Below are 21,091 nucleotides of genomic sequence, written 5' to 3'. Positions count from 1 at the left end.
ACACTCCTCCTCGAAAGGCCGCGGACACCGATGGAAGCGTCTCGCCCACCGTCCTCCGAAGTCGCGCACTACCTGGGCGCGGTTCGCCGGCACTGGTGGATCGCCCTGGTCGCCACGGCGGCGGGCCTGGGCGTGGGCGCCATGGTGACGCACTCCCGGCCGCGGATCTACGAGTCCTCCTCGTCGGTCCTGGTGCAGGCGGTCGATCAGGACGTCAACGCCCAGGGCGGCCGCACCAAGGGCGCGGTCAACCTGGACACCGAGGCGCAGCTGGTCGGCTCCGGCGCGGTCGCCGCGAAGGCCGCCGCGCTGCTGCGCACCGACGCGCCGCCGCTGGAGCTGGCGCACGCCGTGTCGGTGCAGGTCCCGGCGAACACCACGGTCCTGGTGATCACCTTTCGGGCGGACACCCCGGTGAAGGCCCAGGCCGGCTCGCACGCGTTCGCCGAGGCCTACCTGCGCAACCGGGAGGAGACCGCGCGGGCCCAGCTGGACAAGCAGATCGCCTCACTGAACCTCAAGGTCAAGCAGCTCACCGGCACGCTCACCGGGATCAACGCCCGGCTGGCCGTCGCCCCCCGGGGCAGCTCCACCGAGAGCAACCTGCAGAGCCTGCGGAACAACTCGCAGAACCAGCTGAACAGCCTGACCGGCCGGCTCAACGAGCTGACCACCACCACGGTCGGCGGCGGCAGCATCATCAGCGACGCGCGGATGCCGGACGAGCCGTCCAGCCCGAACACGCTGCTGGACATCGCCACCGGCGCGATGATCGGGCTGCTGGCCGGACTGGCGCTGGCGTACCTGCGGGAGCGCTTCGACCGGCGGCTGGTCACCGCGGTGGACGTACGCGACCGGGGCCGGGTGCCGGTGCTGGCCGCCCTGGACGAGCGGACCACCCCGCACTTCGACGACGTGCTGCAGCCCTACGGACCGGGCGGCCGGGTGTTCAACCGGCTGCGCAACGAGGTGCTGGCCAGCCTGGCGCCCGGCGACCGGATCATCGTGGTGACCGGCACCAGCCGGGGATCGGCCAGCACCCTGGTCGCGGCGAACCTGGCGGCGGCGCTGGCCCGTACCGGAAGCGACGTCGTCCTGATCGGCGCGCACCTGCCGGACAGCGTGATCGACACCGCGCCGCTCGCGCGGATGCTCGGGGTCGCCGCCGTGCCCGGCCTGTCCGAGCTGCTCGCCGGCCGGGTCACCCTGGACCGCACGCTGCAGCGCACGCCGCGGATCCCGTCGCTGCGGGTGATCGCCACCGGCGGCGCGGCGACCGCGGCCGGGCTGATGCAGTCGCAGCGGCTGCGCGACACCCTGGAGGCGCTGCGCCGGCAGGGCGGATACGTGATCATCGAGGCGCCGTCGACCAGCAGCAGCGCCGACGCGCAGAGCCTGGCCAGCTTCGCCGACGCGGCGATCCTCGCGGTGGAGCTGCGCCGCACCCGGCGCCCGGCCCTGGTGGACGCCACCGAACAGCTGCGCCGGGTGGGCACCCGGCTGCTCGGCGCGGTGGTGCTGCCCCGCCTGGCCGCCCGCCGGTCGGACAGCTCGCCGACGCCCGCCGTGACCCTGCCATCGCCCGGCAAGGAGCCGGTGATCGACGAATCGACCCAGCAGTTGCCGCCCCTGCCGGAGCGGGGCGAGCCGGTGCCGGCCGCGGTCCGGTCCCGCCCGGCGGACGGCGGCCGGGACGACGACACCTCGATCATCGACATCACCGGCGCGGGCGCCACGGACGGCGACGAGAAATGATCGCGGTCGCCCCGGCGGCGCCGCCCACCGGTCCGGCGCACCGCCGCGCCGGCCGGAACCTCTCCCTGCCCGCCTGGCCGGTGACCGGCATCCTGCTGTTCTACCCGCTCTGGTGGGCGCTCGGCCTGGGCGTGCTGATCTTCCCGCTGATGGCCGCACCGATGCTGTTCCTGCTGATCCGCCGCCGGGCGGCGGGCCGCCCGCTGCACCTGCCACCCGGTTTCGCCTGGTGGGTGATCTTCCTGGCCGCGGTCGTGGTGAGCATCGCCGCGCTGGGCGCGGACCCGGCGCAGACCGTGGTCGAGAAGGCATCCGGGCGGCTCCCGGCGGTCCTCTACAAACTCACCATGTACGGCTCGCTCACCGTCCTGCTGCTCTACGCCGGGAACCTGGCCGAGCGGGAGCTGCCGCGCTACCGCCTGGTCCGGCTGCTGGCCGGCATGTTCGTGCTGACCGTGCTGGGCGGCCTGCTCGGCATGGTCGCCGGCACGTTCGAGTTCACCTCGCCGGTGGAGTGGCTGCTGCCGCACGGGGTCCGCAGCAAGGGGTTCGTCCGGTCGCTGGTGCACCCGTACGCGGCGCAGATCATGGACCTGGTCGGCGGGGAGCGGCCCCGCCCGGCCGCGCCCTGGGGGTACACCAACACCTGGGGCAACAACTTCTGCCTGCTGGTCGGCTGGCTGCTGGTGGCCGTGGCGGCCAGTCCGCACGGCGGCCGCCGGGCCCTGGCGTGGCTGTGCCTGCTGGCCTCGATCGCGCCGGCCGTGGTCTCGCTGAACCGGGGCCTGTGGATCGGCCTCGGCGTGCTCGTCCTGTACGTCGCGGCCCGCTACGTGCTGGCCGGCAAGCTGTGGGTGCTGGGCGCGCTGGCGCTGACCGCCGCCGCGATCACGGTGTCGCTGGTCGCCACCCCGCTCGGCGACACCGTGCAGGCCCGGCTGGACAACGGCAAGTCGAACGGGGTGCGCTCGTTCCTGATCGAGCGTGCCCTGGACGGTTTCGCCGCCTCGCCGGTGATCGGCTACGGCGGCACCCGCAACACCGTGGGCGGACGCAACTCGATCACGGTCGGCGAGAGCTCCGAGTGCGAGCGCTGCGGCAACTTCACCGTCGGCGGCAACGGCCAGCTCTGGCAGCTGCTCTACGCCCACGGCGCCGTGGGCACGGCCGGCTACCTCGGCTTCTTCGGGTACGGCCTGTGGCGCTTCCGCCGCGACCGGACCGCGATCGGGGTGGCCGGCAGCGCCGCGCTGGTCAGCTCGTTCTCCGCGATGCTCTGGTACAACTCCCTGGTCACCCCTCTGGCCTTCATGGTTCTGGCGTACGCGCTGCTCTGGCGCAACTGGATCGAGGGGAACGATTAATTGAGCCCAGTGAAGACCGCTCCGGCCGAGCTCACGGCGGGCGACGCGGCGCTGCGCACGCAGTACCTGACCGAGGTGCTGCGGCTGCTCTACCCGGCGCCCTGCCGCACCGACGGCGCCGGGGACAACACCGTCGTGGAATACCTCGTGGTGCCGAACGCGCACCGCCCGCGCCTGCTGGTCCCGACACCGTCGCGCCCGGTCGCCGCGGCCGCGGTCCGCCGGTACGCCGAGCCGCAGTCCCGCCTGGCCCGCCTCAAGCGCGACGCGGTGGTGGCGGCGGTACGGTCCCGGGCCGACCGGCTGGTGTTCCGCGACCGGATCCGGGTCACCGGGCCGGTCTCGGCCAGCATCGACGGCTACCTGAGCGACGCGCTCCGGCGCGATTTGTCAGTGAGTGTGCACATCGGTCCGGCTCGCGCCAACCGCAAGCCGGTGCTTCAGCTGCTCACCCCGGACGGCGAGACGTTCGGCTTCGGCAAGATCGGCACCGGGCCGCTGACCCAGCGCCTGGTCCGCGCCGAGACCACCGCCCTCCAGGCGCTGGGCACCAGCGGGCTGACCAAGCTGACCGTCCCCCGCGTGCTGCACGCCGGCCAGTGGCGCGGCCTGCAGGTGCTGGTCCAGTCGGCGCTACCGGTCTGGTTGCCGCGGGCGCCGCTGACCCCGCGCCGGCTCGCCGCGGCGATGCTCGACATCGCCGGATGTTGCGGATACACCACCGGGCCGCTGGCCCAGAGCGCGTACTGGCACGAGCTGCGGGGCCGGCTGGCCGCGGTCACCGAACGGGCCGAGGGCGCGGCGCTGTCCGCCGCGGTCGACCTGCTCGCCGCGCACAGCGGGGAGATCGCGCTGCGCTACGGCGCCTGGCACGGCGACTGGGCGCCCTGGAACATGGCCAACCTCGCCGACGCGCTGCTGGTCTGGGACTGGGAGCGGTTCGCCACCGGCGTGCCGACGGGCTTCGACGCGATCCACCACGAGCTGCAGAAACGCATCCAGACCAGCGGGGACGCCCGGGGCGCGGTGGAAGCCACCGTACGCCGCGCCGACGAGCTGCTCACCCCGTTCGGGGTGGCGCCGGTGGCCCGCGAGACCACCGCCCTGCTCTACCTGGTCGACCTGGCCGTGCGCTACCTGACCGACCGCCAGGCCGAGGCCGGCGCCCGGCTCGGTGTGCTCGGCACCTGGCTGCTGCCGGTGCTGATCCGGCGTGTTGAGGAGCTGTGATGAACGTACGCAACCTGCCCGCCCCGGTGAAACGGGTGGTGCACCTCGGCTCCCGCTCGTACGGCCGGCTCACCAGCGAGCACCGGATGCTGCCGTCCTTCCTGATCTGCGGCGGCCAGCGGTGCGGCACCACCTCGTTGTACCGGGCACTGGCCGCGCACCCGGTGGTGCTCAAGGCGGTGCTGCACAAGGGCGTGCACTACTTCGACACGTCGTACCACCGCGGGCTGGACTGGTACCGGGCGCACTTCCCGTCGCGCCGGTCGGCGCAGAAGGTGGCCGAGCGGTACGGCGTGCCCGCGCAGACCTTCGAATCCGCCCCGTACTACATGTACCACCCGCAGGCGGCGGCCCGGATCGCCCGCGACCTGCCGAACGCGAAGCTGCTGGTCCTCGTCCGCGACCCGGTGGAGCGGGCCTACTCGCAGCACCACCACGAGGTGGCCCGGGCCTTCGAGAGCGAACGCGACTTCGGCGCGGCGCTCGCCCTGGAGCCGGCCCGCCTGCACCGCCGGGAGGAACGGCTCGCCGCCGACCCGATGTACTACAGCTTCGCCCATCAGCACCACGCCTACCGCGCCCGCGGCGAGTACGCCCGCTACCTCAGCGTGATGGCCCAGCACGTCGGCCGGGAACGCATCCACGTGGTGGAGAGCGAGCGCTTCTTCACCGAGCCGGAACCGGTCTACGACGAGGTCTGCGAGTTCCTCGGGCTGCCGACCGACCTGGACCGGCCGGCGTTCGAGCAGCACAACGCCCGCCCCCGGCAGGCCGACATGGACCCGGGGCTGCGAGGTGAGCTGAGCGCCTACTACCGGCCGCACGACGAGGCGCTGGCCGGCTGGCTGGGGCACACCCCGATCTGGCGCCGCGGGTGACGGCCGGCCCGCTGACCGACCCGGCCCCGCCCGCGGCCGGCCCGGGCCCCGGCGCGCGTGGCGCGGCCCGCGGCGGGCTGGCCAACATGGCCGGATCCGCCCTGGCCGGGGCGACCGGCGTGGCCGTCACCTGGATCGTCGCCCGCAGCCTCGGCCGCGCCGAGGCCGGCGCCTTCTTCTCCGCCACCGCCGCGTTCGTGCTGGCCGGCGGCCTGGCCAAGCTGGGCACCGGCACCGGCCTGGTGTACTGGCCGGCCCGGCTGCGGGCCACCGGCCGCAGCCACCTGCTCGGCCCCTGCCTGCGCGCCGGGCTGGGCCCGGTCGTCGGGTTCTCGCTGCTGCTGGCCGCCGCGGTGTGGACGACCGCGCCCGGCGTCGCCCGGATCACCGCGCACGACTCCCCCGCCGTGGTCGCCGCGCACACCGAGGGCCTGCGCGTGCTGGCCGCCTTCATCCCGCTGCAGGCGCTGACCGACGCGCTGCTCACGGTCACCCGCGGGTACCGCTGGATGCGCCCGACCGTGCTGCTGGACCGGGTGCTGCGCAGCGCGCTGCAACTGCTCGCGGTGGCCGCCGCCGCGGTGTCCACGCTGTGGGTGGCGGCCTCGCTGCCGGTCTTCGCGCTGGCCTGGGCCGCCCCGTACCTCCCGGTCACCCTGCTGGCCGGGTATGCCGCCCGCCGCGCCTACCTGGCCGGGCGCCCGCGCGGCGCGACCAGCGAGCCGGCCGAACGCCGCCGGCTGCGGCGGGATTTCTGGCGGTTCACCGGCCCGCGCGCGCTCGCGGCGGTGGCCCAGCTCGCGCTGCAGCGGGTGGACGTGCTGCTGGTGGCCGCGTTCGGCGGGCTCGGCGCGGCCGCGGTCTACGCGGTGGCCGGCCGCTTCGTGATCCTGATCCAGTTCGCCAACCAGGGCATCTCCCAGTCGTTCCAGCCGCGCCTGGCCGAGGCGCTGAGCACCGGTGACCGGGCCACCGCGAACCGCCTCTACCAGGTCGCCACCGGCTGGCTGGTGCTGGTGACCTGGCCGGTCAACCTGCTGGTGATCCTGTGCGCCCCGTACTACCTGCGTATCTTCGGCGGCGAGTACGTCGCCGGCACCCCCGTGGTGCGGCTGCTGGCGCTGGCGATGCTGGTCGCCACCGGTTGCGGCATGGTCGACATGGTGCTGGCGATGGCCGGCCGGACCTCGCTGAACCTGGCCAACGTGCTGATCGCGCTGGCCGTCACGATCGGGCTCGACGTGCTGCTGATCCCGCGCTGGGGCGCGATGGGCGCGGCCGCCGGGCTGGCCGGGGCGATCGTCGCCAACAACCTTCTGCCGCTGATCCAGGTGTTCCGCGGCGCCCGTCTGCACCCGTTCGGCCCGGGCACCCGGGCCGCCGCCCTGCTCGCGATCGGCTGCTTCGGCCTGCTGCCCCGGGCGGTGACCGGGCTCGCCGGGGACGGCCCGGCCGGCCTGGCGCTGGCCGTCGCGGTCGCGGCACCGGCCTTCGGCCTCGGCGCCTGGCTGCTGCGCGGCCGGCTCGAGCTCGGCGCGTTCACCCGACGAAACCTCCAGGAGGCGAGTTGACCAGCGATTACACCGAGGTGTTCCAGGACACCGAGGCGGTGGAGAAGTACGAGTCCGTGACGTACGCGCCGGACAGTTACGCGTCCCGGATCAACGACCGGCAGCGCGACTACCTGCGCGCGCTGGTGCGGCGCGAGTTCGAGGGGCAGCACCCGCCGGTCCAGCACGACTTCGCCTGCGGCACCGGGCGGGCCATCCGCACTCTGCACGGGCTGGTCCGCGAGGCGCACGGGTACGACACGTCGGCCGAGATGATGGCGAAGGCGGCCGAGGTGGGCTCCCGGGCGTACTGGCACCGGGTGTCGACCGACGGGCCGGTGCCCACCCCGGTGGCGGCCGGCTTCCCGGCCATCGTGACGGTGTTCCGGCTGCTGCTGAACGTGCCCGACCCGGTCCGGGACCGGGCCATCGCGTTCGCCGCCAAGGCGCTGCCGCACCGCGGCTCCGGGCTGCTCGTGGTGGAGAACCACGGCAACGCCGGATCGCTGCGGCACCTGCGGGCCCGCCGGCACCGCGGCGAGCGCTGGTTCGCCGAGCTGTCCCACGAGGAGGTGGCGGCGCTGCTCGACCGGCACGGCTTCGAGATCGTGGAACGGCGCGGGTTCTCGATGCTCACCCCGTCGCTGCACGGCCACCGGGTCGCCCGGCTGGCGGACGCGGCGGCGCGGCGGCTGCCCGGCACCGACGGGTACGCGGTGAACGTCCTCTACACCGCCCGGCGTGTCCATGCGTAGGGCGTGGGCGGCGGCGCTCGTCGCGGTACTGATGCTGTCCGGTTGCGGCGGCGACGACGAGCGCCCGCAACCGGCCCCGCCGCCCGCGCCCGACCTGTTCGGGCGGCCGCGGGCCATCGCGGTGCAGGACGGCCCGTTCGCCGCCGGCCCGTTCACGCCTCCGGCACGGGGCGCGTACGTCGGAGCCTGGATCAAACCGGACGAGCTCACCCACGTGGGGCGGCTGGCCGCGGTCGGCTCGCTGGAGAGCTCGCTGGGACGGCGACTGGACATCCTGAACACCTACCGCCGCTTCGAACAGCTCGTCGGGACCGAATCGGATCAGGAGTTCCTGGCCCAGGGCCAGTCCCTGATGATCAGCTGGGCGACCGGCGACAACCGGTCCATCCTGGACGGCGAGCACGACCGGCTGATCCGCGCGCAGGCCCGGGCGATCCGGCGGATCAAACGCCCGGTGCTGCTGCGGATGCGCTGGGAGATGGACCGGCCCAACCTGCGGGCCACCATGTGGTCCGGGGCCGACTACATCGCCGCCTGGAAGTACGTCCGGGACATCTTCCGGCGCGAGCACGTCGAGAACGTGTCCTGGGTGTGGTGCCCGACCGCGGAGGGCTTCATGCGCGGCGACGCCCCGGACTTCTACCCCGGCGACGACCAGGTCGACTGGACCTGCGTCGACGTGTACGCCGGCGCCAGCTTCCAGCCGATCGGCGAACTGATGGAGCCGTTCCTGCGGTGGGCGGCGCAGCGACCGAAACCGATCGTGATCGGCGAATTCGGGGTGGCGAAGGCGTGGGGATCGGCGAACCGGGCCGCGTGGCTGCGCGACGCGGAACGGACCTTCAAGGCCAACCGGCAGATCAAGGCGGTCGCGTACTTCGAGTCGGACCCCGAGGGGAACGGGCCCAACCAGCAGTTCCAGCTGTCCGGCGACGAGGCGGCGTTCAAGGCGTTCCACTCCCTCGTCAAGGACCCGTACTTCAATGTCACCGACTAGTTGAACGGCGCTCCGGAGGGCCGGAAGACTCCGCCCTCCGGCCGCGACACGTCGCAGTACTCGGTCAGCAGCGTCCTCGCCTCGTCGATGCCTTTGGGGACGTAGGTCTCCAGAGACGTCTTCTCGTATCCGTCGGTGCCGCATCGCCTCGGGTCCCCGATTCCGTCGATCGTGCCGCCGACCACGGCGCCGGACGAGTCGAAAAAGACCGCCGCGGTGCCTCGAGAGGCCATCTGGCGGCAGGACATCGAGGTCACCGAGTACCGGATACCGCCCCTGACCGGGTCTGTGCTGTTGCGTCCAATGCCACGGAAGGTGGCGGTGAAGGTCGGGAACAACGCCGCGTCGTCCGCCGGCAGCCAGGTCGCCGATCCCAGCTCCACATCGAACCGGACGACCTTGTCGGCAGCGCCGTTGAGACTCACGTCGTCACGGGTACCGACCCTCGCCCCCACCGCGACCCGCTCACCGGGCCGGACGACGGGAATCTCCATGACCAGTTCCCGCGCGTTCACGGGATGCACCGCGTCCCGCCCCTGCGCGTCCCTGATGCGCAGCTTGACGCCCGTCCGGTAAGCGATCAGGCCGCTCGTGTTGCGTACCACGGCGCCCAGGCTCACCCGTCTCGTGCCGGTGAATTGCGTGAACCCATGGTCGACAAGCTCAAGTCCGCCGCCACCCGGCGCATGTCCGGCAAGCCCATAGGTACCAGCCGGAGCACTCGTGGGAACCGCGCACACCGACGGCTGCGCCGACGGCGAGCCGCGGTCGCATCCAACCGTCGCCGCCACAAGAGCCAGGCCGAGCACAACAGCCCAGGAAACCTGCCGGGTCATGGCACCTCTCGTCTCAGCCGTAGACATGGTTCTTCAGGGCACGAATTCCGGCGAACTGATCGCGGATCAGGGCATGGGCGGCCTCGCCGAAACGGGCGGCGAACTGCCGTTCGTCGAGCACCCGCAGCGTGCCCGGGGCGATCCGCACCCACCAGGACCGCATTCCCCGGACCGTGACGGTGATCCGGCCGTCGGCGGAGCGCCCCTCCGCGATCAGCTCCTGCCGCTGCTCGGCGTATGCCCGGTCCCGGCGGCCGTCCCCGGCCGGCTCTTTCGTGATCGTCCGCCCGGACGCCTCGCTGACGGCCCGGAGGTACTGCCGGACGTACTCGGCGTGCATCACCCGCGCGAGCGCCACCAGGTGGTCGATCAGCACCGGCTCGGCGACACGGTCGTAGTAACCCGGCGTGAACGTCAGCTCGACCTGGTCGGCGTCGTGCAGCTCGCCGGTGATCGCGCCGCCCGCGACGGAGGCGTGCACCCGCATCCGGTCCAGGGACTCCCGCAGTCTCATCGCTCGCGCCCCAGATATCGGTCGTCGAAGACGCTGCCCGGGGTGGCGTCGAGCAGCTTCGGCCGCGGGGCGACGAACAGCCCCCGGTGCTCGCTCATGGAGGCGTGCGTCTGCCGGAGCGCGGTGGCGATCATCTGCTCGCCGTGCTGGATCTCGCTGATCGCCTCGGCCACCCCGTGGCGCATCTGCTCGATGACGGCCTCGGCGGTTTCGCCGTGGTACTCCGTCTCCTTGGGTGGCGTGACCTGGTGCGCCGCGACTACCTGTCCGGTGGCGCCCACCGCGGTCACCGCGGTCGCCGTCCCGAGCGCGAGCCCGCCACCCAGCACCGAGGTGCCGGCCGACACCGGCACCGCCGCCACCGCCGCGACCGAGGCCACGATGGTCCAGCTCATCGTCCAACGGTTCTGCCCGCAGTGGTCCATGTTGTCGAGAGCGTTGAGCGTGTGGTGCGCGACCTTGTCGATGTCGTCCCGCGCACTGGCCCAGAGCGCCTGCTGAGCCATCAGGGCACTGTGCAGCACGGCGCAGCCGACGAACTGGTTCACCACGATGGGCGGGAAGGTGTTGACGAAATCCGTCCTGAAGCGATCGGCCGCGTGCCCGGTCCATTCCTCCAGGTAGCTCTCCGAGGCGCCGATCCGGGTCAGAGTCTCATTGGCGGGATACACCTGGCCGGTGATGGGGTCGTCCGGCATGAAGCCGGTGGACAGGTAGCCCATCGCCTGGTCGAGATAACTGATGAGACCGTCGAACGCGGCGGGGTCGGGCATCGCTGAGAAGGGCTCGAACAGCGAGGCGATGTCGGCGAAGTCAGCGGAAATCTTCGCTCGCACGGCATCCTCGCCGGGACGCGGAGTGTACGGCGGGTCGCCGGGCTTCGACGCTTGGCGCACGCCGCGCTGCTCCATCGCCTTGGCGATCGCGGTGGTTTGAATATCGTGAGCGTGCTGCATCAGCTGGTCGAAACTCATGGCCGCTCCCGGAGTCAGTCGAACAGCTTCGGCAAGGGCTCGCCGCGCTCGCCCAGCACCGCGCGGAAGGCGGCGGCCGCCTCGTCATCGGTCTCCTGATAGGTCCGTACCGCCATGCACAGCACGTCGGCGACGCCCAGGAGATTGGCCCTGGTCTCGCCGAGGACGGCGGCCAGACCGTCGCGCAGGTCACGCCAGGGCTGGTAGACCGGGCCGCAGGCGCCGCCGCCGAAGACCTCCGGCCGCCGGAACGCGTAGGCGAGGCCAGGCTCGGTCGCGTCGATCGACCGGAGCGCCTCGGTGTACTGGTAGGCCACGGACGGATAGTTGTCCTTTCCGGCCGTCCACAGGTTGTACAGATCAACGCCAAGATTCGGATTCTCCGCCATTCCCGCTCCCCGTGCACCGGACCGGACACCCCTTGATCAGGGCAACGTCACGCGACATCTCCACTTCGCTCGATGCGCTGCCAACGTACACCACACAATCGTTGATCAGGTTCACACAATGTCGTTGATCAATTTCAATAAGCGGATCATGAATTACTCCCCGGCGATCCGACCCACGATCGGCTCCAGGAACTCCAGGCGGTTGCCGTGGCCGTCGGCCGAGTAGAGCCGCCGGTGGCCCGGGAAATGCGGATCCCACTCGACCGGGTGGCCGGCCGCCCGCAGCACCCCCGCCAGCGCGTCGAGGTCCTCGACGAGCACGCCGGGGTGAGCCTTGGCGGCGGGCGTGAAGTCCGGGACCGGACCGAGGTGCACCTCCCAGCCGCCGGCCCGGAACCAGCAGCCGCCCCGGGCGGCCAGCGCCGGCGGCTTCCGCACCTCGGCCATGCCGAGGACGCCGGCGTAGAAGGCCCGCGCGACGGCTTCGCCGCCACCCGGGATCAGGAGCTGGACATGGTGCAGATCATCGATGCGGAACGCCATGCCGGGACCTTAACAGTACGCACGTACTGCTTCCCGGTCCCGAAAAGTGTCGTACACCTGTTCCATAGTGGGCCGCAGTCTTGCCGATCGAGCCCGAGGGGTCACCCGATGTCCGACTTCTTCCGTGAGCAGACCGAGATCATCCAGCAGTTCGGTTGGGCCGTGGTGCATGTGCTCCCGTCCGACGAGGACCCGGCCGACGCCGTCCCGTTCGCCTACACGGTCGGCCTGACCGCGGGCGACCGCCCGGAGCTGATCATCGCCGGGCTCCCGCCGGATCTCGGCCACCAGCTGCTCAATGAGCTGGCCGGCCGGGTCCATGAGGAAGGCGCCCGGTTCCGCCACGGCCGCCGGGTGTCCGACTTGATCATCGACCAGGACGTGGTGATCGTCTCCGGCGCGCCGACCGCCGACCTGTGGCCGGGCGCCGCGCTGGCGCGCTACGGCCGGTCCCGCCTCCGCCTGCAGCAACTGGTCTGGCCCGATCCCGGCAACCACTTTCCCTGGCAGACGGCCTATGACGCGGATGATTACCGCCAGCCCCTGATCAACGCCCGATCCGCGGCGCCGGCCCACTGCCGCGCGCCCCGCCGCCTGGCCGGCCCGCATCCCCGACGCACGGGCACCGGCCGCGACCGCCCCACCCCATGACACACACCCCACCGCCTGACCACCTCCCACCCCGGCGCACACGCCCCCGCCGTCGGTCAGGAGCGGCCCGAGCGGCGCGGGGCGCGGGCCAGGAGGCGAAGGGCGTAGGGGGCGTCGTGGCGCAGGTAGCGGCGGGCCAGGCGGCGCGGCTCGGTGCCCAGCCGGTGCGCCCATTCCAGGCCGGTGCGCTGCATCCACCGCGGGGCGCGGTGCACGTCACCGGCCACGAAGTTGACCGCGGCGCCGCAGCCGACGAACCAGGTGGCCGACAGGTCGCGGCGGAGGCGTTCGATCACGAGCTCCTGCTTGGGGAAGCCGAGACCGACGAAGACCAGGTCCGGCTGGGCGGCGGCGACCTGGGCGCAGACTTCGGCGTACGCCGTCTCGTCGCGCTCGAAGCCGAACGGCGGGCTGACCGCGCCCGCGATGCGCAGGCCCGGGCTCGCCGCCGCGAGCCGCACCGCGGCGCGCACCGCGCCGGACGCGCGCACCTCGCGCACGGTGACCGTGCCTTCGGCGGCAGCGGCGGAGCGGAGCGCGCGACCGACGATCGGAACCTCGGCGGTCGGCCCGGCCGGTACGGCGGCCTCCCGAGGTCCGCCGCCGGATACCACCCCGGGCTCGCCACCCGTAGTCACCCGGGATCCTCCGGCCCCGCCGCCCGCAGCCGCCCGGGACCCTCCGGACCCGCCGCCCGCAGTCGCCCGGGAATCGCTGCCAGCGGCGATGGCGCGCGGGGCGGGGGTACCGCCGATGATGAAGATGGACCGGGCGTCGCGGCCGAGCCCCGCGGAGAGGCTCCAGATCAGGCTGCTTCCGGCGACCCGTTCCGGCAGCGGGGCGCCGCCCAGCCGGCTGGCCCAGATCAGCGGCATGCCGTCGGCGACGATCAGGTCGGCGTCGTCGAGGTGGCGGCGGGCCGACGGGTCGGTGGCGGCACGGCGCAGGATGTCGACGTTCGGGGTGATGATCCGGCCGCCTCGGCCGTGCGCGAGGGCGTCCCGGACGACCGCGACCACCTCGTCCTCGGTGATCCGGTCGATGCCCGTACCGTCCAGATGCACGCGATCGAAAGCCTCGATAACCACCTGACGCCTCCTTTTGCCTGCTTCACTCGTTACCAGAGCGAAACGATCGAAGGCGGGCCAAAGTGGCACAAGTGCTATTTCTCGGCGGATTGGGGCGAAGCGGCACCACGCTCGTCGAACGTCTGCTCGGCGAACTGCCCGGGATCTGCGCGCTCGGCGAGGTCGTCCACCTGTGGCAGCGCGACCTGCGCGACGACGAGCGGTGCGGGTGCGGGTCGCGGTTCTCCGGGTGCACGTTCTGGCAACGGGTGGGTGAGCGGGCATTCGGCGGCTGGGCCAACGTCGACGTCGACCGGGTGCACACCCTGCGTGACGGGGTCGAGCGGACCCGGCACATCCCGCGGCTCGCCTCCGCCGCCCAGCCCGCCGCCCAGGTGCGCGAGTACGCCTCCTACTACTCCCGGGTCTACGCCGCCGCCGCCGAGGTCTCCGGCGCGAAACTGGTCGTCGACTCGTCCAAGCATTCCGCGCTGGCCCACGTGCTGCGTGCGGCCGGTGACATCGATCTGCGGGTAGTGCACGTGGTCCGGGACGCGCGCGGCGTCGCGTACTCCTGGACCAAGCGGGTGGCCCGCCCGGAGACCGACGGCGCCGACGAGATGACCCGCTACTCCCCCGGCCGCTCGGCGCTGCTGTGGAACGCGCACAACGCCGCGTTCGGGCTGCTGGCCCGCCGCGGTGTGCCGGTGCGCCGGATCCGCTACGAGGAGTTCCTGGCCGACCCGCGCGCCGCGATCATCCGGCTCGCCGATTTCGCCGGTCTCGCCCCGCGCCCGGAGGATCTGGAGTTCCTCCGGCCCGGATACGCCGACCTGCGGGTCGGGCACAGCGCGGCCGGCAACCCGATGCGTTTCACCGTGGGCCGCCTGCCGCTGCGCCACGACGACGCCTGGATGCGGGCGCTGCCGCCGGCGCAACGCCGCCTGGTCGGGGCGATGTGCGGGCCGATGCTGCGGGCATACGGCTACCCGCTGAACCCACAGGAGGCGCGATGAACTGGCCGACCGTCGGGGTCGTCATCCCCACCCGCAACCGCCCGGAACTGCTTCGCCGATCGATCGCCGCGGTGCGCAACCAGCGTTACCCCGGCGAGCTCAAGATCGTGGTGGTGTACGACCAGGCCGAGCCGGACGACCTGCTCGCCCGCACCGACGACGTACCGGTGCGGGTGCTGACCAACTGGCGGGCCGCCGGCCTGGCCGGCGCCCGCAACACCGGGATCCTGGCGCTGGACACCGAGCTGGTGGCGTTCTGCGACGACGACGACCGCTGGCTGCCGGACAAGCTGCGCCGCCAGGTGGCCGCGCTGCTGGCCGAGCCGGAGGCCGAGTTCGCCACGTGCGCGATCGAGGTGGAGTTCGAGGGGCGCACCACGCCCCGGCTGGCCGGCCGCAGCCGGGTGACCGTTGAGGATCTGGCCCGGTCCCGGATGGCGATGCTGCACTCGTCGTCGTTCCTCATCCGGCGGGAGGCGCTCGCCGAGGACGCCATCGGCCTGGTCGCCGAGGACGCGCCGGGCAGCCAGAACGAGGACTGGGACCTTCTGCTCAGGGCGGCCCGCCGGGCGCCGATCGTGCATCTGGACGAGCCGCTGGTGCAGGTCCTCTGGGGGCGCAGCTCGCACTACGCCTACGAGTACGCCACCAAGATCTCCTCGTTGCGCTGGATGATGCAGCGACACCCGGAGATCAGTGGCTGCCGGCCCGGCGCCGCCCGGGTGTACGGGCAGCTCGCCTGCTGGTCGGCCGCGTCCGGGAACCGTAGCCAGGCGTGGCAGTTCAGCAAGGAGGCGGTGCGGGCGAACTGGCGGGAGCCACGCACCGCGATCGCGCTGGCCGCGATGACCGGCGCGGTGAAGGTGGAGAATGTGCTGTCGGCCCTGCACAAGCGGGGGCGGGGTATCTGAAGTCACTCTTCCGCGCATGCCAGCTCAGGCGGTAGTGTTCAAGTGTGTTCGAAATAGTGCGGAAATCCCGATCGTTTTTGGCAGAGTGGCCGAAGTCGGTGCATTGCTGATGCTGGCGCAGCAGCGCCAGGCCGCGATCCTCGACCGGGTCCGGGCCACCGGCGGTGTCCGGGTCAGCGAGCTGGCCACCGAGTACGGCGTCTCCGACATGACCATCCGCCGCGACCTGGAGGCGCTGGCCGACCGCGGACTGCTGGCGAAGGTGCACGGCGGCGCCACCACGGTCAGCCCCGGTTCCGCACACGAGCCCGGATTCGCCGCCAAGTCGGTGCGCCAGCGCGACGAGAAGGCGGCGATCGCCGCCCGCGCGGCCGCCCTGGTCTCCCCCGGCGACGCCATCGCGCTCTCCGCCGGCACCACCACGGCGGTGCTGGCCCAGCGCCTGGTCGACGTCCCGTCGCTGACCGTGGTGACCAACTCGATCCCGGTCGCCGACGTGTTCTACCGCGCCGGCCGGCCGGATCAGACCGTGGTGCTCACCGGCGGCACCCGCACCCCGTCGGACGCGCTGGTCGGGCCGGTGGCGGTGGCCGCGATCGGCACCCTGCACCTGGACATGCTCTTCCTGGGCGTGCACGGGATGAGCGAGCGCGCCGGCTACACCACGCCCAACCTGATGGAGGCGGACGTCAACCGCGCCCTGGTGGAGGCGGCCGAACGTCTGGTCGTGCTCGCCGACAGCACCAAATGGGGCACCGTCGGCATCTCCTCGATCGTGCCGCTGGAGCGCGCGGACGTGCTGATCACCGACGACGGCCTGGACACCGCCACGCGAACCCTCCTCACCGAAACCGTCCCCGAACTCGTGGTGGTGAATCCCCAGTGACACCCCTTCGCTCCACCGTCCAGCTCTCCGACGGCCGCGAACTCATCTACTTCGACGAGAAGCCGGACTCCGGCCGCGCGGCGTACCGGGACACCCGGGAACTGCCGCCGCCCCCGCCGGCCTCCCAGCTGCGATACGACCCGCTGGTCGACGAGTGGATCGCGGTCGCCGCGCACCGCCAGACCCGCACCTTCCTGCCGCCGTCCGACGCGTGCCCGCTGTGCCCGACCACGTCGCGGTTCGCCAGCGAGATCCCGGCGCCGGACTACGACGTGGTGGTCTTCGAGAACCAGTTCCCGTCGTTCAGCTACCGCGAGGTGCCGGGCGGCGAGATCACCGAGCTCACCGACATGGTTCCGGTCCGTCCGGGGCTCGGCCGGTGCGAGGTGGTCTGCTTCACCAGCGACCACAACAGCTCGTTCGGCGCGCTGCCGGCCTCCCGGGTGCGCACCGTGGTGGACGCGCTCGCCGACCGGACCGCCGAGATGTCGCGGTTGCTTGGGGTCGCCCAGGTGTTCCCGTTCGAGAACCGGGGCGTCGAGATCGGCGTGACGCTGCACCACCCGCACGGGCAGATCTACGCGTACCCGACGGTGCCGCCGCGGACCGCGGCGATGCTGCGGGCCGCCGCCAAGCACGCCGAGCGGACCGGCGGGCGCAACCTGTACGCCGATGTCCTGGCCGCCGAGCAGTCCGCGAAGGTGCGCGTGGTGGCGGCGAACGAGCACTGGACGGCATACGTCCCGGCCGCCGCCCGCTGGCCGTTCGAGGTGCAGCTGGCGCCGCACCGGCAGGTTCCCGACCTGCCCGCGCTCCGCGACGAGGAGCGCGACGCGTTCGGCCCGCTCTACCTCGACGTGCTGCGGCGGTTCGACGCCCTGTTCGGCAAGCCGATGCCGTACATCTCGGCCTGGCACCAGGCCGTCGTCGGCGAGGGCCGCGAGCTGGGCTATCTGCACCTGCAACTGTTCAGCATCCGGCGCGCCGCGGACAAGCTGAAGTACCTCGCGGGCTCGGAGTCGGCGATGGGCGCCTTCGTCAGCGACGTGGTGCCGGAGAGGGCCGCGGAACTGCTCCGGGACGCCGGGTAGGAGGAGCGCCCGGCAGCGAGCGCACGCCGCGCAGCGATATACGCACGCACCCGCGCCGGGCGGCGTGAGCGACGCGTACGTCACCGCCGTCACCGGCGGGAAAGGCGCACCCGCCCGTGCCGGCCCAGCTGTGCGGCGTCGCGCCGGGCGCAGCACCGGGCCCATCCCGCCGAGGAGTTCCGCCGGGACAGGCACACCGCCGGCCGGCTGGGCGGTGGCTCCGCGCACCTCCCGCCTGGTCAGGGTGCGGGCGGCGGAAAGGGGACCAGCGGGGGCCCGGGACAAGGCCCCCGCTGAAGGGGACGGCGAGCGGCGTACCCAAGCCCACCACCCGCACCACTGAGTCAAACGACCCCGGATAACGACGGTTACGTACCAAACATCCGTTTTGCGAAGTTAGGCCGTGCGCGGCGAACCCGAACACCCCCTTTCCGGTACGACCTGCCCCTCCCGCCCGCCGCCACGCCCCGTGCGTGTCTCCGCAGCGTGCTCGCGCCCGGACCGGGCCACAGGCGCCGCCCGGACCCCGTACCTCGGCGAACGCCCCGGTCCGAACCGCGCCACTCCACGACCGGCGCTCCGGCAGGATTCCCCGTGCGCATCCGCCGCGACCGACGACCGTGCCACCAACCGCCGCCCGGCTGGTGACGACACTGGCCATCGCGCGCCGATGACCACGGCAGGCGCTGGATGACCACGGCAGGCGCCGGCCGGGGCGGTGCGGCCGGCGCTGACGACGGTTATCGCGGGGACGGGCGCAGCCGGCTCGGAGGCGGGCGGGAGCGCCGCGTGCGGCACGAACCGAGCGCCCAACCCGTCTCTGGGCGGGGCCGACCGCCGCCCCGCGCCGGTCCGGGACGAACGGAAGCCCCGCCGCGTTGGGGGCGACGGGGCGGAGCTTCCGTTTGCCGGGATGCCCGCGCGGGTGGAGGGAACACCCGCGCGGGCACCGGATCAGCGACCGTAGTAAGCGTTCTCCATGATCCGGCGGAGGTCGGCGAGCATCGGCATCCGCGGGTTGGCCGGGGCGCACTGGTCGAGGTAGGCGTTCATCGCCTGCTGCGGCAGCGCGGCCACGAACTCCGCCTCGTCGACGCCGGCGCCCTTGAACGAGGACGGGATCCCGACCGCTTCCCGCAGGCGCTCGACCGCCCGGGCGTAGGACTCCACGCCCTCCTCCGGCGTCTCGGCCGGCAGGCCGAGGTGCCGCGCGATGTCCTGGAACCGCTCCGGCGCGACGTAGCGCTCGTACTTCGGCCAGCTGTTCAGCTTGGCCGGCACGGTGCCGTTGTGCCGGATCACGTGCGGCAGCAGGATCGCGTTGGTCCGCCCGTGCGCCACGTGGAAGGTGGCGCCCAGGGTGTGGGCCATGGCGTGCACGATGCCCAGGAACGCGTTGCCGAACGACATGCCGGCGATGGTGCCCGCGTTGTGCATCTTCTCCCGGGCGAGCGGGCTGTTCGGGCCGTCCTTGACCGCCTGCTCGAGGTTGTTGAAGATCAGCTTGATCGCGTGCAGTGCCAGACCGTCGGTGTAGTCGCTGGCGTAGACCGAGACGTATGCCTCGGTGGCGTGGGTCAGCGCGTCGAAGCCGCTGTCCGCGGTCACCACGGCGGGCAGGTTCTTGGTCAGGTGCGGGTCGATGATCGCCACGCTCGGGGTGAGCGCGTAGTCGGCCAGCGGGAACTTCTGCCCGGTGGCGGTGTCGGTGATCACCGCGAACGGGGTCACCTCGGCGCCGGTGCCGGACGTGGTCGGCACGCAGACCAGCTTCGCCTGCTTGCCCAGGGTCGGGAACTTGAAGGCCCGCTTGCGGATGTCGAAGAACTTCTCCTTCATGTCCCCGAACTCGATGTCCGGGTGCTCGTAGAGAAGCCACATCACCTTCGCCGCGTCCATCGGCGAGCCGCCGCCGATCGCGATGATGGTGTCCGGGCGGAACGAGCGCATCAGCGCCGCGCCCTTCTGCACGGTGTCGATGCTGGGCTCCGGCTCCACGCTGTCGATCACCTGGATGGTCACCGGCTCGGGCCGCTCGCGCAGCACGTTGCTGATCCGGTCGACGTAGCCGAGACGGGTCATGGTCGAGTCGGTGACGATGGTGATCCGCGAGACGTCCGGCATGTCCTTGAAGTACCGGATGGCGTGCGGCTCGAAGTACATCTTCGCCGGCACCTTGAACCACTGCATGTTGTTAGTCCTACGGCCGATGCGCTTGATGTTGAGCAGGTTGAGGGCGGACACGTTGTCGGAGACCGAGGTGTGCCCGTAGCTGCCGCAGCCCAGGGTCAGCGAGGGCCGGAACCCGTTGTAGATGTCGCCGATGCCGCCCTGCGAGGCGGGCGCGTTCCAGATGATCCGGACCGCCTTCATCCGCTTGCCGAACCGCTCGGAGAGCGACGCGTCCTTGGCGTGCACGACCGCGCTGTGCCCGAGCCCGTGGAACTCGACCATCTGCTCGGCGTACCGGATGCCCTGCTCCTCGTCGTCGGCCTTGAGCATGGCCAGCACCGGGCAGAGCTTCTCCCGGCTCAGCGGCTCGTTCGGGCCGACCTCGGTGATCTCGGCCAGCAGGATCGAGGTGTCCTCGGGCACACTGAAACCGGCCTGCGCGGCGATCCAGGCGGGCGACTGCCCGACGACCGCGGCGTTCAGCTTCTCACCGACGCAGTCCTTGCCCTCACCCTCCGGCGGGAAGATGAAGTCCTGCAGGAGCTTCTTCTCCTTGGCCGACACCACGTAGGCGTGCAGCCGCTTGAACTCCCGGATGGCCTGCCCGGCGATCTTCTTGTCCAGGATGACGGCCTGCTCGGAGGCGCAGATCATGCCGTTGTCGAAGGTCTTCGACACCACGATGTCGTGCGCGGCGCGGACCACGTCCGCGGTCGGGTGCACGTAGGCCGGAACGTTGCCGGCGCCGACGCCGAGCGCCGGCTTGCCGGTCGAGTACGCGGCCCGCACCATCGCGTTGCCGCCGGTCGCCAGGATGGTGGCGACACCGGGGTGGTTCATCAGCGCGCCGGTCGCCTCGATCGACGGCTGCTCCACCCACTGGATGCAGTTCTCCGGCGCGCCGGCCGCGATGGCCGCGTCCCGGACCACCCGCGCCGCCTCCGAGCTGCACCGCTGTGCGGACGGGTGGAAGGCGAAGACGATCGGGTTACGGGTCTTCAGCGCGAGCAGCGCCTTGAAGATGGTGGTGGAGGTCGGGTTCGTCACCGGGGTGACGGCGCAGACCACGCCCACCGGGTCGGCGATCTCGGTGATGCCGTTGACGTCGTCGCGGTGGATGATGCCCACCGTCTTCATCCCGGCCATGCTGTTCGTGACGTGCTCACAGGCAAAGATGTTCTTGACGGCTTTGTCCTCGAACACGCCCCTGCCGGTCTCCTCGACCGCCAGTGCAGCCAGCTCGCCATGCTTGTCGAGCGCGGCCACCGAAGCCTTGCCGACGATGTAATCGACCTGTTCCTGGGTGAAGTCCGCGTAGTCGGCCAGGGCCTTCTCCGCGCCTCGCACCAGATCGTCGATCGCCGGGATGTCGCCCACGGTCATCTCCCCCTCGGGTATGTCGGCGGATCTCTCCGACATGTCCATCCTCCGGGGCGGGGCGCGCCGCGGACGCGGCGCAAAGGCTCCGTCGTACGGGCCGAAGGTCCCGAAAACGCGAGAAGCCCGCCGACA

General features: G+C 72.2%; 19 protein-coding genes. 12 read left to right on the top strand and 7 right to left on the bottom strand.

Features of this window, described 5'->3' with window-relative positions:
- Nucleotides 1–30: 30 nt before the first annotated feature.
- Genes ACTEI_RS03645 through ACTEI_RS03615 form a run of 7 tightly spaced genes read left to right on the top strand, consistent with a single transcriptional unit; the run spans nucleotide 31 to nucleotide 8,529 of the window.
- Nucleotides 31–1,755, top strand: a complete 1,725-nt coding sequence (locus ACTEI_RS03645) for a lipopolysaccharide biosynthesis protein (protein ID WP_122976339.1) — start codon at nucleotides 31–33, stop codon at nucleotides 1,753–1,755.
- The gene (locus ACTEI_RS03640) at nucleotides 1,752–3,119 is read left to right on the top strand and encodes an O-antigen ligase family protein (RefSeq protein ID WP_122976338.1); all 1,368 of its coding nucleotides are present in this window, start codon (nucleotides 1,752–1,754) and stop codon (nucleotides 3,117–3,119) included. The genes ACTEI_RS03645 and ACTEI_RS03640 overlap by 4 nt, the downstream gene beginning before the upstream one ends.
- The gene (locus ACTEI_RS03635; RefSeq protein WP_122976337.1) at nucleotides 3,120–4,349 is read left to right on the top strand and encodes a hypothetical protein; all 1,230 of its coding nucleotides are present in this window, start codon (nucleotides 3,120–3,122) and stop codon (nucleotides 4,347–4,349) included.
- A complete protein-coding gene (locus ACTEI_RS03630; protein ID WP_122976336.1) occupies nucleotides 4,349–5,227 on the top strand; it encodes a sulfotransferase domain-containing protein in 879 nt (292 codons plus the stop codon). The genes ACTEI_RS03635 and ACTEI_RS03630 overlap by 1 nt, the downstream gene beginning before the upstream one ends.
- Nucleotides 5,224–6,798 carry a lipopolysaccharide biosynthesis protein gene (locus tag ACTEI_RS03625; protein ID WP_239082285.1) on the top strand — a complete coding sequence of 525 codons (1,575 nt, stop codon included), beginning with the start codon at nucleotides 5,224–5,226 and terminating at the stop codon, nucleotides 6,796–6,798. The genes ACTEI_RS03630 and ACTEI_RS03625 overlap by 4 nt, the downstream gene beginning before the upstream one ends.
- Nucleotides 6,795–7,532 (top strand): methyltransferase domain-containing protein, encoded by a 738-nt coding sequence (locus tag ACTEI_RS03620; RefSeq protein WP_122976335.1) that lies wholly within the window; start codon nucleotides 6,795–6,797, stop codon nucleotides 7,530–7,532. Before ACTEI_RS03625 ends, ACTEI_RS03620 begins: the two co-directional genes overlap by 4 nt.
- The gene (locus tag ACTEI_RS03615) at nucleotides 7,525–8,529 is read left to right on the top strand and encodes a glycoside hydrolase family 26 protein (protein WP_122976334.1); all 1,005 of its coding nucleotides are present in this window, start codon (nucleotides 7,525–7,527) and stop codon (nucleotides 8,527–8,529) included. The genes ACTEI_RS03620 and ACTEI_RS03615 overlap by 8 nt, the downstream gene beginning before the upstream one ends.
- Here the strand turns inward: ACTEI_RS03615 and ACTEI_RS03610 are convergent.
- The 5 genes from ACTEI_RS03610 to ACTEI_RS03590 all read right to left on the bottom strand — a co-directional run bounded on the left by ACTEI_RS03610 (nucleotide 8,526) and on the right by ACTEI_RS03590 (nucleotide 11,785).
- A complete protein-coding gene (locus tag ACTEI_RS03610; protein WP_145830958.1) occupies nucleotides 8,526–9,365 on the bottom strand; it encodes a hypothetical protein in 840 nt (279 codons plus the stop codon). The genes ACTEI_RS03615 and ACTEI_RS03610 overlap by 4 nt on opposite strands.
- Before the next feature lie 13 nt (nucleotides 9,366–9,378).
- Nucleotides 9,379–9,879: a hypothetical protein gene (locus ACTEI_RS03605; RefSeq protein ID WP_122976332.1), complete on the bottom strand. Its 501-nt coding sequence runs from the start codon at nucleotides 9,877–9,879 to the stop codon at nucleotides 9,379–9,381.
- Nucleotides 9,876–10,853 carry a hypothetical protein gene (locus ACTEI_RS03600; RefSeq protein WP_122976331.1) on the bottom strand — a complete coding sequence of 326 codons (978 nt, stop codon included), beginning with the start codon at nucleotides 10,851–10,853 and terminating at the stop codon, nucleotides 9,876–9,878. Before ACTEI_RS03600 ends, ACTEI_RS03605 begins: the two co-directional genes overlap by 4 nt.
- 14 nt (nucleotides 10,854–10,867) lie before the next feature.
- Nucleotides 10,868–11,242 (bottom strand): hypothetical protein, encoded by a 375-nt coding sequence (locus ACTEI_RS03595; RefSeq protein ID WP_122976330.1) that lies wholly within the window; start codon nucleotides 11,240–11,242, stop codon nucleotides 10,868–10,870.
- Nucleotides 11,243–11,395: 153 nt separating this feature from the next.
- A complete protein-coding gene (locus tag ACTEI_RS03590; RefSeq protein WP_122976329.1) occupies nucleotides 11,396–11,785 on the bottom strand; it encodes a VOC family protein in 390 nt (129 codons plus the stop codon).
- Between ACTEI_RS03590 and ACTEI_RS03585 the strand changes: the two genes are divergently transcribed.
- The gene (locus ACTEI_RS03585; protein WP_239082284.1) at nucleotides 11,756–12,436 is read left to right on the top strand and encodes a DUF4262 domain-containing protein; all 681 of its coding nucleotides are present in this window, start codon (nucleotides 11,756–11,758) and stop codon (nucleotides 12,434–12,436) included. The genes ACTEI_RS03590 and ACTEI_RS03585 overlap by 30 nt on opposite strands.
- Before the next feature lie 56 nt (nucleotides 12,437–12,492).
- On the opposite strand, the gene ACTEI_RS38030 is transcribed toward ACTEI_RS03585, so the two are convergent.
- Complete coding sequence (locus ACTEI_RS38030; RefSeq protein ID WP_239082283.1) at nucleotides 12,493–13,524, bottom strand: WecB/TagA/CpsF family glycosyltransferase; 1,032 nt, start codon at nucleotides 13,522–13,524, stop codon at nucleotides 12,493–12,495.
- 62 nt (nucleotides 13,525–13,586) lie between these two features.
- Between ACTEI_RS38030 and ACTEI_RS03570 the strand changes: the two genes are divergently transcribed.
- From ACTEI_RS03570 to galT, 4 genes are all read left to right on the top strand, one after another.
- On the top strand, nucleotides 13,587–14,519 hold the full coding sequence (locus ACTEI_RS03570) for a sulfotransferase (protein WP_122976327.1): 933 nt from the start codon (nucleotides 13,587–13,589) through the stop codon (nucleotides 14,517–14,519).
- Nucleotides 14,516–15,430 (top strand): glycosyltransferase family 2 protein, encoded by a 915-nt coding sequence (locus ACTEI_RS03565; protein ID WP_122976326.1) that lies wholly within the window; start codon nucleotides 14,516–14,518, stop codon nucleotides 15,428–15,430. The genes ACTEI_RS03570 and ACTEI_RS03565 overlap by 4 nt, the downstream gene beginning before the upstream one ends.
- A gap of 109 nt (nucleotides 15,431–15,539) precedes the next feature.
- Nucleotides 15,540–16,316, top strand: a complete 777-nt coding sequence (locus ACTEI_RS03560) for a DeoR/GlpR family DNA-binding transcription regulator (protein ID WP_122981894.1) — start codon at nucleotides 15,540–15,542, stop codon at nucleotides 16,314–16,316.
- Nucleotides 16,313–17,407, top strand: a complete 1,095-nt coding sequence (gene galT / locus ACTEI_RS03555) for a galactose-1-phosphate uridylyltransferase (RefSeq protein ID WP_122976325.1) — start codon at nucleotides 16,313–16,315, stop codon at nucleotides 17,405–17,407. Before ACTEI_RS03560 ends, galT begins: the two co-directional genes overlap by 4 nt.
- Before the next feature lie 954 nt (nucleotides 17,408–18,361).
- On the opposite strand, the gene adhE is transcribed toward galT, so the two are convergent.
- Nucleotides 18,362–20,998, bottom strand: coding sequence for a bifunctional acetaldehyde-CoA/alcohol dehydrogenase (adhE, locus tag ACTEI_RS03550; RefSeq protein WP_122981893.1), 2,637 nt, complete (start codon nucleotides 20,996–20,998; stop codon nucleotides 18,362–18,364).
- Nucleotides 20,999–21,091 lie beyond the last annotated feature (93 nt).

The sequence above is a fragment of the Actinoplanes teichomyceticus ATCC 31121 genome (genome assembly GCF_003711105.1).
GTDB lineage: Bacteria > Actinomycetota > Actinomycetes > Mycobacteriales > Micromonosporaceae > Actinoplanes > Actinoplanes teichomyceticus.
Note: the sequence above shows the minus strand (reverse complement) of the source record. Positions and strands in the feature narration are given on the sequence as shown.